The sequence below is a fragment of the Bacteroides sp. ZJ-18 genome (assembly GCF_011038705.2).
GTDB classification, from domain to species: Bacteria; Bacteroidota; Bacteroidia; order Bacteroidales; family Bacteroidaceae; genus Bacteroides; species Bacteroides hominis.
In genome coordinates this window covers 121855-134514 of the sequence record NZ_CP072198.1, presented here as the reverse complement: position 1 = coordinate 134514, position 12660 = coordinate 121855, and the positions used below count along the sequence as shown (strand labels likewise).

The following is a 12660-nucleotide window of genomic DNA, read 5'->3' as shown; positions in this document are numbered from 1 at the left end:
TTGCTATTTATTGATAATCTCCATCTGTTGACGAACCGATTCTTCGTGGATGGCTTCGAAGATCACTTTCACAAACTCTGCACTCATGCCGCACTGTTCGCCCTGGGCACCGCGTTTCTCAAGAATCTCGTTATAACGTCCGGTCTGAAGCACTGTGATGTCGTGTTCTTTTTTGTAAGTACCGATTTCACGTGCTACACGCATACGTTTTGACAGTTCCTGAATGATGTTATCATCGCATTCGTCAATCTGTTTACGCAGTACGTTCAGGTTCTCCGTTGTCTGTGTCTCTTTACGGATGACGAGCAGGTTGAGGATGTAGTCCAGTACGTCCGGAGTCACCTGCTGTGAAGCGTCGCTCCATGCACAGTCCGGGTTACAGTGACTTTCCACTATCAGTCCGTCGAAGTTCAGGTCCATAGCCTGCTGGCAGAGAGGAGCTACCAGTTCGCGCTTTCCGCCGATGTGGCTCGGGTCGCAGAAGATAGGCAGTTCGGGGATGCGGCGGCGCAACTCGATAGGAATGTGCCATTGCGGCAGGTTGCGGTACAGCTTCTTGTCGTAGCTGCTGAAGCCGCGATGAATGGCTCCCAGACGTTTCAGTCCGGCATTGTTGATACGTTCCAGAGCACCGATCCATAATTCCAGATCCGGATTTACCGGGTTCTTCACCAGCACAGGGATGTCTACACCTTTCAGTGCATCGGCTATTTCCTGTACGGCAAAAGGATTGGCAGTGGTACGTGCTCCTACCCAGAGTACGTCGATACCCGCTTTCAGGCATTCGTACACATGTTTGGCTGTAGCCACTTCGGTAGATACGTACATGCCGGTCTCTTTCTTCACCTCTTTCAGCCAGGCGAGGCCTTCTACGCCGATACCTTCGAAACCTCCCGGTTTGGTGCGCGGTTTCCAGATTCCCGCACGGAAGATTTTTACTCCTTTGGCTGCCAGTTGTGTGGCGGTTGACATTACTTGCTCTTCTGTTTCGGCACTGCAAGGGCCGGCTATCACCATCGGGCGTTTATCTTCCACGCCCGGCAATAAGATTGATTCGAGTTCCATATCGATCTAATTCGTTTAGTTGTTATTTCATTATTGATTTGATTCTTTCCAGCGCTTCTGCTAACTTGGCGTCTTTGCAGCAGAGAGAGATGCGGATGTATCTCGCTCCGTTGCTTCCGAAAATAAATCCCGGAGTGATGAAGACGCGTGCCTCTTGCAGCACTTTCTCTGTCAGTTCTTCTACATCGGCGCAACTTGCGGGGATTTTTCCCCAGAGAAACATGCCCACCTGCTTTTCGTCGTACGTACATCCTAACGTTTTCATAATCTCTCCGGCCAGGTGGCGGCGGTTCCGGTAGTTGACATTGTTGCCTTCGTACCATTCTGCATCCGCTTCGAGTGCTTTGGCAGCTGCCAGTTGCATGGCACGGAACATTCCGCTGTCGATATTGCTTTTCACCTTCAGAATCCATTGTACAAACTCTGCGTTCGAAGCTAACATACCGATACGCCATCCCGGCATATTGTGACTTTTACTCATGGAGTTGAATTCGATACAGCATTCTTTGGCGCCCGGCACACTCAGGATACTGATCGGCTTATCATTCAGGATAAAGCTGTATGGATTGTCGTTCACAATCACGATATTCTTGCGGAGGGCAAACTCCACCAGGCGTTCGTAAAGTTCCGGTGTGGCATTGGCACCGGTCGGCATATTCGGATAGTTGGTCCACATCAGTTTCACGCGGCTCAGATCCATCTTTTCCAGTTCATCGAAGTCCGGCATCCATCCGTCCTCTTCTTTGAGGTTATAGTTCACCACCTCGGCACCCAGTATTTTGCTTAACGAAGTGTAGGTGGGATATCCCGGATTGGGTACCAGTACCTGTTCTCCCGGATTGACAAAAGCGAGTGTCACGTGCAAGATGCCCTCTTTCGATCCGATCAGCGGCTGAATTTCTGTTGCCGGATTCAGTTCCACTCCATACCAGCGTTTATACCAGTCGGCAAAACCCTTGCGAAGTTCCGGTATGCCCACATACGGTTGATAACCGTGTCCGTTCGGGTCGTGAGCATTGTTACACAGCGTTTCGATGGTCTGCTCCGAAGGGGGCATGTCCGGGCTTCCGATTCCCAGGCTGATTACGTCTTTACCTTCTGCGTTCATCCGTGCCACTTCTTTCAGTTTCTTCGAAAAGTAGTATTCGCTTACACCGCCCAGTCTGTCGGCCGGCGCTACTTTATACGTTTGATTTTCCTTCTGCATATTCGCCTAATATTTTAAGTTCTTTCGTCAATGGAGTGATTGCTGTAATCGATTGTTTGTATCTCAGATAATCGTTGAAAGCTACATCTACGTAGAACTGGTATTCCCATTCCCGTCCGATGATAGGGAGCGATTGTATTTTTGTTAAGTTGATATTGTAAAAAGATAAGATAGACAGAACCTGTGAGAGGCTTCCTTCGGAGTGGGGGAGAGTGAAAACGATGTTTGCTTTGTTGAGAACGGTGTTTTGTTTTCGTATCTCGTCCACCTGCCATGGATCTGCCACTACCAGAAAACGGGTGAAATTATGTTTGTTCGTTTCTATGCCTTCTTGCAGTACTTTCATTCCGTACCGTTCGGCGGCGGCATGTGAGCAGATGGCGGCATGTCCTTTCAGGTTTTCCCGTTTGATGATTTCAGCACTCAAGGCCGTATCTTCAGCTTCTACCACTTTGATACGCGGGTGTTGGTTCAGGAATTCCCGGCATTGCATCAGGGCGATCGGGTGTGAGTTCACTTCGGTGATGTCATTCCAGTCCTCTTCGGGCAGGCAAACGAAGCTGTGCGAAATGCGTAATTTGTATTCGCCGATAATCTGCGTGCCGCTTTGGCGCAACAGTTCGTTGTTGTGCAGCAGGCTTCCTGCAATCGTGTTTTCAATGGCCAGCATCCCGATTGTCTGACTATCTTTCCGGATGGCAGCAAACACATCTTCAAAGTTGGCGCAACAGATTAACTCTATTTCTTCCCCTTCGAAGTACTTGTGTGCGGCTATATCGTGATACGAGCCCAGTGTTCCTTGAATTGCTATTCTTTTCATTCCTAATTGAGTATATGGTATAAAAAAATCCCGCGTCCATGTCGGAGCGGGATTCATATTATTAGTTTCTCTTAATCTCAGTTCTTAAGCACCCTGTCACTTGATACATACAAACTCCCGCTCTACTTTCTGGCTAAAGTAAAAGTAAAAAAAGAAGTAATATGTAAAAGTGAATACGTTCATAACGTTTTGCTTTATTTCTTTGTTTCAGGGGACAAAAGTAATACTTTTCTTTTAAATGCAAGCAAAAAGCCACTTTTTTTTCATGTTTTCTTGCTTTTGCGGTATTAAACCGTCCTATGCAGCGGGCGGATTACAATCCCAATACGTTTGGAGTAGTCTCTGCCTGCTGATTATTGAATTGTCCGTTCAGGTTCTCCCCCTCTTTCGGGTTCAGTTCCAGCGATTTCTTCATATCTTCTACTGAGCCTTCTTTGTCACCGTTCAGCAGTTTGGCACGTCCTCTTTCGTGGTAGGCCGCAGCAAAGTTCGGATTCAGGTCTATTGCTTCATCGAACAGTTCGATAGCCGCAGACAGTTTCTTCTGTGTAATGAACAATTGTCCCAGATATAGATAGGCCTGTTCGTTGAAAGGGTTCATTTCCGTCACACTGAGGTAATCGTTTTCGGCTTCTTCCTGCTTTCCGGTGGCTTCTTTTATTTTGCCACGTAACAGGAGGGCAGCTTCTTCGTCCGGATTCTGCGCAAGTATGGCTTCAATATCTTCCATAGCCTCTGCGAATTGCTGCATTTTGTACAGTGCTTCGGCACGAAGCAGCCGGGCTTCCGTGAAATCATCTTTCAGTACAATGGCCTTTGTCAGATGGGCAATGGTCATTATTCCGTTATCCAATCCATGATTGGCTTTACCTAACAGGTAGTGTGCCATTGCGTTACCCTCTTCCAATGCGATGGCCTTCTGGGCAGCATCGGCCATTTCCTGATAATTTTCTTGCATGAAGCACAGGTTGGCCAGCGTCAGGTACGTGCTCGTCAGTTCCGGTTCCAATGCAATCATACGTTCCAGCAGTTCATGTGCTTTCACGAACTCTCCGGTCTGCATGTAAATCTGGCTCAGATAGTTCAGTGTTTCGAAATCCTCTTCGATGGCCAGGGCTTCGTTGAAGCATTTAATGGCATAGTCCGGGCGTCCCATACGTTGAGCACGCAGGCCGTCATATTTAAATATCTCAAAGTTCTTTTTGGCGTTTTTCTGTTTTTCCTCCTCAGGGTTTTCTGTTTTACCTGAGAAAAAAGATTTAAAGAAGTTTGGCATGATCGATGTTTTTTTAGTTTGGTTGCAAATGTAGTAATTTCATCACATACCCTTACTGCTTTTCAGGAAGTTTTTTCGGTGAGCAACCCGTTCTCTGAACTTAACAAGCCCTCGTCCAGCATAAACCGTACCACTTCGCCCAACTGTTCTTTATCTGTATTTATGTGCGAAGCTATCTCTGCCGGAGTCATCGGGTGTTCTTTCAGCAGGGTCGTTATTTGTTCCTTTAGTTCGTCGAAGCTGCTTTGTGGCACGTCCTGTTGTGTGCGGTGGCTGCGGCAGACATCACATTGTCCGCAGTTGTGTTCGTTCTTCTCTCCGAAGTAGCGGAGCAACATCCGGCTGCGGCAGACATTCTCTGAAGTAACATACTCCACCATGGCATGAATACGTTTCTCGTAGCGCTCTTTCCTTTCTTCGTATACCGCCCGGGGAATCTGCAGATAATGCAAATCTACCCGTTCGCGCGTATATATAATGTAAGGTGTCTTTTTATGCGGAATGTAGTCGACGATACGGCGCTTGCTCAGCATCACCAGCAAGTCGTAAATCTGCTGCCGGGTCAGTCCTGTGCGTACCGACAACGTTTGTTCGCTGATGTAGGCATAGTCTGTAAAGACACCCGTGTAAGATCGCAGAATCATTTGTATCAGTTTCTCCGCAGGCTCACCCATCTCGCGGAGTTTATACAACTCATCCCGGCGGATCGTGAAGATGATTCGTGAAGCATTGTCCTGTTCGTCGGTATATTCCAGGTATCCGGCCTGTGTGAGTATCTTCAGAGCACTGTCGGCAGGTACGGGGAAGTATTTGAATTTGCGGCAAAACTCTTCCAGACTGAAGTCATACATACATCCCAGTCCGTCGCCCATCGCCATTTGATAGTGGTATTGCAGATGTTCGTACACATCTTTTATATAATCCTTATCCGGAAAGGTATCCGCAATACGTTTGTTGAGTGTCGTTTTATCCGATTTTGCGTAGAGTATGACTGCGTATGCTTTCTGACCGTCACGCCCTGCCCGTCCGGCTTCCTGGAAATAAGCTTCGGGGGAGTCGGGGAGGTCCAGATGGATCACGATGCGTACATCCGGTTTGTCAATACCCATACCAAACGCATTGGTGGCTACTATCACCCGGCTCTCACCGTTTTGCCATCGTTTCTGGCGGAGATCTTTGGTTGCATTGTCTAATCCTGCATGATAAAAGTCGGCAGTGATTCCTTCATTTACCAGTAGCTCGGTAGTCTCTTTGGTTTTCCGCCGACTGCGTACGTATACGATTGCACTGCCCTGTATCCGGTTCAGGATGTGAAGCAATTCTCCGTTTTTATTATCGGTGAAGCGGACAATGTATGCCAAGTTTTTCCGTTCGAAACTCATACGGAATACATTTTCCCGGCGGAAGTGGAGACGTTCCTGTATGTCTTTCACCACTTCGGGGGTGGCGGTAGCGGTCAGTGCCAGCACCGGAGCATCCGGCACCAGTTCTCTGATATCTGCTATTTTCAGGTAGGCCGGACGAAAGTCATATCCCCATTGCGAGATGCAATGGCTTTCGTCCACGGTGATCATGCTGATTTTCATTGACCGGAGTTTGGCCCGGAAAATTTCCGTATCCAGCCGTTCGGGAGAGATATAGAGAAACTTATAGTCTCCAAAGATACAGTTCTCTAATGCCACTACAATCTCTTGCCGTGTCATTCCGGAATAGATGGCTACCGCTTTGATTCCGCGTTTTTTCAGGTTCTGCACCTGATCTTTCATTAAGGCGATCAGTGGAGTGATGACAATGCACAATCCCTCTTTGGCAAGGGCAGGAACCTGAAAGGTGATTGACTTTCCGCCTCCGGTGGGCATCAGTCCCAGTGTGTCTTTGCCATTGCCAATGCTGGTTATGATGTCCTCCTGCAAATCGCGGAAGGAATCATAACCCCAGTATTGTTTTAAAATCTCTTGGTAAGTCACTCTATCGGCATGATATCTTCAATCTGCAACTGCACTTCCCCTCGTTTGTGGGTGTTCTCCTCAATGGTGTAGCAGATATCAAATGAGCGTTTGGTTTTGATGTATCTTACGTGCGAACTTTGTCCGAAAGCGATTCCGTTCATCACGTTGTTCGATTTGTTATCTACCAGTTCCAGCTTGATATGTTCCTGATCGCGTCCGACCACTTTGCTTGTTCCATAATCGTACACGTGGTGTGTGCAGAACACCGGTTTCTGATTATCGGGACCGAACGGGTTGAATCGTTTCAATTCATTGAAGAACTTCGGAGTGATGTCTTTAAAATCTATTTCGGCATCGATATCGATCACTGCGCTGGTCTGTTCCGGCAGTATGTGTTCCGACACGAAACTTTCGAACCGTTCGGTGAATGCCTGTACGTTTTCCACTTTCATCGAGAGTCCGGCAGCATAGGTATGCCCTCCGAAGTTTTCAAGTAAGTCGCGGCAATGCTCGATAGCTTTGTAAACATCGAAGCCGGATACCGAACGTGCCGAACCTGTCGCCATGTCATCTGTCCGCGTCAATACCACTGCCGGACGATAGTAAATTTCTGTCAACCGTGAGGCTACGATTCCGATCACTCCTTTATGCCAGTCTTCATTGTAAAGCACTATGGAACGGCGATCCACTAATCCTTCCAGCTCGGCTACAATCTTATTGGCCTCTTCCGTCATGCTTTTATCCAGATCCTTCCGGGTTTCATTGTATTGGTTGATTTGTCCGGCTTTCTCAAGTGCTGCCGAGAAATCCTTCTCAATCAACAGGTCTACCGCTTCTTTCCCGTTCTGTATACGTCCGGAAGCGTTGATACGCGGACCTATTTTGAATACAATGTCGCTCACCGTAATTTCTTTCTCCGATAATCCGCATACATCGATAATCGCTTTCAGCCCTACGCTCGGATTGCTGTTCAGCTGTTTCAGTCCATGATAGGCTAAGATACGGTTTTCGCCCATGATCGGTACAATATCCGATGCAATGCTTACAGCGGTCAGGTCGAGCAACGGAATCAGATGATGAAACTCGATGCCGTTACTGATGGCAAAAGCCTGCATGAATTTGAACCCCACGCCACATCCCGAAAGATGGGTGTATGGGTATGTATTATCCAGTCGTTTGGCATTCAGAATGGCAACGGCCGGCGGCAATACATCGTCCGGTACATGATGGTCGCAGATGATGAAGTCAATTCCCTTCTCTTTGGCATACGTAATCTCCTCCACTGCTTTAATTCCGCAGTCCAGCACAATGATAAGTCCCACTCCTGTCTCTGCGGCATAGTCAACTCCTTTTTTGGAAATTCCGTATCCTTCGTTGTAACGGTCGGGGATGTAATAGTCAAGGTTCGAGTAGAACTGTTGAATGAACTTGTAGACCAGTGCCACAGCGGTGGTACCGTCCACATCGTAATCTCCATAAATCAGAATGCGCTCTTTCTTTCCCATTGCCATGTTCAGGCGTTCCACTGCTATGTCCATATCCTTCATCAGGAATGGATCATGCAAATCGGGCAATTGTGGACGGAAGAATTTCTTGGCATCCTGTGCCTTTGTAATTCCCCTTTGCACCAAAAGTTGTCCCAGGACCGGGCTAATACCCAGTTCCTGAGCCAGTGCCCGGCTTGTCTCTGCCTGTTCTTGTGTAATGGGTCGATAATTCCATTTGTGATTCATTTTATATATTGTTTTTTCTTTTTATCTGTTCTCAGATGCCGGAAGTGCATAACTTTCCAACAAGCTGTAAAAGTACGAAAAAAACCGGAAGTGAGGGGTATATACTGAAAAAAATAATTGCTTGTGTTTTGTTTATCGATATTTGGTGCGACATGGTGAATCTACTATCTTTGTATCGTACTATTAAGTGTTATGATTATGCAAGATATAATAAACGGACGTTGCGGTTGGTGCGGGAGTGACGAACTGTATGTGAAGTACCATGATCAAGAGTGGGGGAAATTGGTGACCGATGACAAGACGCTGTTTGAGTTTCTTGTGTTGGAGAGTGCTCAGGCCGGCTTGAGTTGGATAACCATCCTTAAGAAACGTGAGGGGTATCGCAAAGCCTTTTGCAATTTCGATGCTGAGGCGGTGGCACAAATGACCGATGAAGATGTTGAACGGTTGATGCACTTTGATGGCATTGTGAAAAACCGTTTGAAAATCAAATCGACAATCACAAATGCAAGGTTATTTCTCGCCGTACAAAAGGAGTTCGGTAGTTTTTATAACTATACACTGTCATTCTTTCCCGACAGAAAACCAATAGTCAACAGTTTTCAGTCATTAAGTGAGATTCCGGTATCATCTCCCGAATCTGATGCCATGAGCAAGGATATGAAAAAACGGGGATTTAAATTCTTCGGAACTACGATTTGTTACGCCCACTTGCAGGCCTCCGGATTTATCAACGACCATCTGGCGGATTGTGTCTGTCGAAAAAGATAAATAACAATATAACTATGTACAGTGATAGAGGATATCTTATGCCTTTTGCCCGTTAACATTGTTAATGCCATTTTCCAATGGTTTTGTTCTTGTCTGCAAATAACAAGTCTTTTGCATTTAAAGAATTTGTTATTTGCAGACGAAAAACGAACTTTAACTCTGTGTTAAAACAAAGCTTTTACTGACAGATATTTTGTACTTTGAATATCTTGTATTTCAGTTTGTTAAGTTCGATCTTTATTTCTTAGCCTTACTGAAGGTCTTTGCGGGCTATAACCGATATACTTGCTTTTTTGTCAACTATAAACGGAGATCTTGCACTATCTGTTTATTTCCTTTTTGCCTTATTCAGTGCCGCAATCAGATACCTTCCTTTCGCCCCAATGTCACTCCAGCAAGTGTTGGCAATCAGCCGCCACACCGTTGTTCCCTTTCTTCCATAGTCCGACAGCCTGAGAATGGCGTTTACTTCGCTCACTTCGTTTATTCCCAATCTTTTTAGTGTGTCCGTCAGTCCCGGATAATTGTGCGTCATCGTATTGAAAGCGTATCCCGGTATCGGGAGAGAAGCGGAATCCTCCTTCCTTTCTTCCTCCTTCCCCTTGGGGGGAGCTGAGGGGGGAAATTCTTTATTTTCCTCTGCTTTATTTTCTTTTACTTTACTTTGTCCGGAATTGCATGCATTTTTTGCGTTAACGGCTACATCATGTACTACATTTCCCGGATTAACGGTTACATTTTCACCTTCCGGCGCTTCATCTTCCTGCTGAGTCAAGTCTTTCACCAGCAGATAGGGTAATGCTTTCAGATCCCTTTTTCTTCGCTTTGTCGCCTCCATCCATACCTTCTGTATGTTTGCCGAAGTCAGTATTCCGTTTTCCAGATAACTGTTTCTGTCCAATATTCCTTTGATGAAGAGAATTTCGATGATCCCCTGTACCTCAGCTACCTGCACTTCCCTTCCCGCCTTGTTGGCAAAGATCAGGCACTGTTCTTCATCCCAACGGATGAAGTATCCCTCCTTGTATATTTTACAAAGTAGCTTCAGTACGATTGCCGCCCCCTTTATTCCGTATTTTGCCTCTATCACTTCCATTGCGTTCTCTTCCATGAAGTTTACGCCTACCGGGAAATAGTTGATTCCGTCGTATGCTATTGCCATTGTTTTTTTAGATTAGTTGTTGTTTTATCCGTAATACTTTTATACCGAATTACCCCGGATTCTCAAAGATGTTTTCATTTGATTCCTCAAAATAGAAATAATTCATCTGTGAAAATCCGTGTAATCTGTGGTGTCCGATCTATACTGTCGGTCTCCATTCCATAAAGTTCTCCACCTGGAATGTTGTCCATCGCTGTTCGTCCACATTCCAGTAGACTACGGCACCTTCCACAGCCATCGGATCGTACTTTTTGCGGAACTCCGTCTCGTAGTGGATCAGTGTTGCCTTTACCATCCGGAAACTCCCGTCCTGTTTTCGGTAAGCTACCGTCGCATGCCCGTATAGCATATGATCTAATAACGCTTCCAATCGTTCCGCCATCCATTCTGCACAGGACTCTGTGTATCCTTTTTCGAAGATGATGCGTCTTTTCCATTTCAGTCTTAGTGATTCGCTTTGTGAGGCGTGTCTTTTTCTCTTTTTCATATTCCTATGATTTAAAAGGTTAATAAATAGATTGTTGCCTCAAAGATAAGTCGGTCCGGACGTACTCCGGTTCAATAAAATTCATTGTACGTATTTCGGCGGTTGATCTTCGGTTTCGTATTTTCCTTTTCTACCTCTTTCCACAGGCTATTTATATAAGTCTTGATTGTGCTATAATCCAGTGGTTTAAATACTCCGTCTCTGAGCTTTCCGAAGAGCTCTTTTTCATAAATGTAGCGTGTTAGTGAAGCCTGACATGTATTGATGTTTTGTAGCTTTGCATCTATGATATAGGATCTTATCAACGCTTTTATGATCCCTTCATTGTTGGAGATAATCCCTTGTATCGGTACTCCCTTTTTTCTTCCTCTTGTTTCTATAACTGTTTCTGTTATAGTTGATTGTGTTTTCTTGTTGGCGTTTTTTTACACTTTTGTTCATGACTTGAGATAATACCTTTTCTTTCTTCATTGGATGATTTATTTAGTTAATATTTAAATGAAGTTAATATGTTGCAAAGGTAGAAAGGAATCTGTCAGTGAACAAGTAAATGTGAAATTAAAGGGGAAATGAATACTCTTCTATGATTTAATTATTTGATATACAATGTCGTATTGGCTAAAAAGATAAGTGTTTCAATAAACGTTCGTTTAATTGAACGCAAAGATAGAGGGTATTTTTAGAACTACAAAATGTTTAATAAAAAAAATGATTTTGCTTTTTTGATTGTTGTCTTAATATGCTAAACAATAGGTGTTTATGAATTAATAAAAAACGGCTTATTATCTGTCTGATTTTGTTTTCTGCCCTCTTCTGATTTATATACAAAAATCATGTGTTTTTAAACGAACGTCTATTGAAACATTTCTGCTTCATAATACGCTTGTTTACAAAATCTAAGATCAAAAATTCCCTGCTTCTTTGTGAAGATGGTCTTTTTTGCTCTGAATCCCTTTTCAAACCGTCTCTCCTGCGATAGGGGAGTACTTGATGAAATGATATACGCTGCAAGGCAAATAATAGAATTAGTAAACTTGACCGGAAGGTATTTCACTACCCCGGTGTCCCCCAATCATATCCTTTCGTGAACAACAGCATTGATAAATCCTGGTACGCCCTTCGTATCACCTATAGCCGTGAGCTTGCCTTTAAGGAATACCTGGACTCCCGTGGAGTGAAGAATTTCCTTCCCATGCGCTACGAATACGTATTCCGTGGTGAGCGTAAGATCCGCAAACTGGTTCCTGTTGTTCACAACCTGGTTTTTGTTTATGCCACCCGCAGTGAGGTTGACGAAATGAAATCCACTGTCGGCGCTTCTCTTCCCATTCGTTATATCATGGACCGTGAGACCCGTCAGCCCATTACCATTCCTGAAGTCCAGATGCGTAGCTTTATAGCTGTTGCCGGTAATTACGATGAACAGGTTGTTTATCTGGACCCTTCCGCCGTTTCCATGAAGAAGGGAGACCGTGTCCGTGTCACCGGTGGCATCTTTGAGGGTGTCGAGGGTGAGTTTGTCCGTATTAAAGGTGACCGCCGTGTGGTGGTTTCCATCCAGGGGGTTATGGCAGTTGCCACTGCTTTCATTCATCCCTCTTTAATCGAGCTAATAAAGAATTAAAAACTCAGTGAACTCTGTGCCCTCTGTGGTGCATATTCCAATACGTAAATAAATCACCATGTTGTCTTTGCAATCAGAAATCGATTCTTTGTGCGCTGTTTCGCACGAACTTCTCCATTTAGGTCTGGATGGCGAACCCATCTACTCCGACCGTTTCCGTCAGTTAAATACGGATGTGTATCATCGTTGTGAGCATCTTTTCGGTTCGCACGGACGTACTCTTGAAGAGGAAGCTTCTCTTTGTATCGCTTTGTTGACCGGCTATAATGCTACCATTTATAATCACGGTGATAAGGAAGATAAAATCCAGTCGGTTCTCAATCGTAGTTGGGATATCTTGGATACACTTCCCGTCTCGCTTTTGAAATGCCGTTTGTTGGTAGCCTGTTACGCCGAGGTCTTTGACGAAGAGCTGGCGGCGGAGGCACACGCAATAATAGACGGTTGGAAGGATCGGGAATTGACGAGGGAAGAGTTTGAGATGGTGGAGCATTTAAAGAATTTGGAGGAAAATCCTTATCCGAATATGGACATAGAATAATATCATTTGTGAAGTATTTATTTTG

13 protein-coding genes are annotated in these 12660 nt (G+C 45.2%); 3 read left to right on the top strand and 10 right to left on the bottom strand.

Going from position 1 to position 12660, the window contains the following annotated elements; all coding sequences use genetic code 11:
• Positions 1-3: 3 nt before the first annotated feature.
• The 6 genes from G7Y45_RS00600 to recJ all read right to left on the bottom strand — a co-directional run bounded on the left by G7Y45_RS00600 (position 4) and on the right by recJ (position 8050).
• Positions 4-1065, bottom strand: coding sequence for a bifunctional 3-deoxy-7-phosphoheptulonate synthase/chorismate mutase type II (locus tag G7Y45_RS00600; RefSeq protein ID WP_005808636.1), 1062 nt, complete (start codon positions 1063-1065; stop codon positions 4-6).
• Between the two features lie 22 nt (positions 1066-1087).
• Positions 1088-2272, bottom strand: coding sequence for a pyridoxal phosphate-dependent aminotransferase (locus G7Y45_RS00595; protein WP_005808632.1), 1185 nt, complete (start codon positions 2270-2272; stop codon positions 1088-1090).
• The gene (locus G7Y45_RS00590) at positions 2247-3092 is read right to left on the bottom strand and encodes a prephenate dehydratase (RefSeq protein ID WP_005781586.1); all 846 of its coding nucleotides are present in this window, start codon (positions 3090-3092) and stop codon (positions 2247-2249) included. Before G7Y45_RS00590 ends, G7Y45_RS00595 begins: the two co-directional genes overlap by 26 nt.
• A gap of 313 nt (positions 3093-3405) precedes the next feature.
• Positions 3406-4368, bottom strand: a complete 963-nt coding sequence (locus G7Y45_RS00585) for a lipopolysaccharide assembly protein LapB (RefSeq protein WP_005781582.1) — start codon at positions 4366-4368, stop codon at positions 3406-3408.
• Between the two features lie 62 nt (positions 4369-4430).
• The gene (locus tag G7Y45_RS00580; RefSeq protein ID WP_165017558.1) at positions 4431-6335 is read right to left on the bottom strand and encodes an ATP-dependent DNA helicase RecQ; all 1905 of its coding nucleotides are present in this window, start codon (positions 6333-6335) and stop codon (positions 4431-4433) included.
• On the bottom strand, positions 6332-8050 hold the full coding sequence (gene recJ / locus G7Y45_RS00575) for a single-stranded-DNA-specific exonuclease RecJ (RefSeq protein ID WP_005808615.1): 1719 nt from the start codon (positions 8048-8050) through the stop codon (positions 6332-6334). The genes G7Y45_RS00580 and recJ overlap by 4 nt, the downstream gene beginning before the upstream one ends.
• Before the next feature lie 198 nt (positions 8051-8248).
• Between recJ and G7Y45_RS00570 the strand changes: the two genes are divergently transcribed.
• Positions 8249-8821 carry a DNA-3-methyladenine glycosylase I gene (locus G7Y45_RS00570; protein ID WP_165017556.1) on the top strand — a complete coding sequence of 191 codons (573 nt, stop codon included), beginning with the start codon at positions 8249-8251 and terminating at the stop codon, positions 8819-8821.
• Positions 8822-9149: 328 nt separating this feature from the next.
• Here G7Y45_RS00570 and G7Y45_RS00565 read toward each other — a convergent pair whose 3' ends face one another.
• The 4 genes from G7Y45_RS00565 to G7Y45_RS00550 form a co-directional block, all read right to left on the bottom strand.
• Complete coding sequence (locus G7Y45_RS00565; RefSeq protein WP_032536761.1) at positions 9150-9983, bottom strand: DUF4373 domain-containing protein; 834 nt, start codon at positions 9981-9983, stop codon at positions 9150-9152.
• 139 nt (positions 9984-10122) lie between these two features.
• Complete coding sequence (locus tag G7Y45_RS00560) at positions 10123-10470, bottom strand: SH3 beta-barrel fold-containing protein (protein ID WP_005781572.1); 348 nt, start codon at positions 10468-10470, stop codon at positions 10123-10125.
• Between the two features lie 71 nt (positions 10471-10541).
• Positions 10542-10775 carry a hypothetical protein gene (locus G7Y45_RS00555; RefSeq protein ID WP_032538035.1) on the bottom strand — a complete coding sequence of 78 codons (234 nt, stop codon included), beginning with the start codon at positions 10773-10775 and terminating at the stop codon, positions 10542-10544.
• A gap of 16 nt (positions 10776-10791) precedes the next feature.
• Positions 10792-10941: a hypothetical protein gene (locus G7Y45_RS00550; protein WP_175413935.1), complete on the bottom strand. Its 150-nt coding sequence runs from the start codon at positions 10939-10941 to the stop codon at positions 10792-10794.
• A gap of 613 nt (positions 10942-11554) precedes the next feature.
• Here G7Y45_RS00550 and updY point away from each other — a divergent pair.
• Both updY and G7Y45_RS00540 read left to right on the top strand, forming a co-directional pair.
• Complete coding sequence (updY, locus tag G7Y45_RS00545) at positions 11555-12094, top strand: capsular polysaccharide transcription antiterminator UpdY (protein WP_005808609.1); 540 nt, start codon at positions 11555-11557, stop codon at positions 12092-12094.
• 58 nt (positions 12095-12152) lie between these two features.
• On the top strand, positions 12153-12635 hold the full coding sequence (locus tag G7Y45_RS00540) for a UpxZ family transcription anti-terminator antagonist (protein ID WP_165017553.1): 483 nt from the start codon (positions 12153-12155) through the stop codon (positions 12633-12635).
• Positions 12636-12660: the final 25 nt, after the last annotated feature.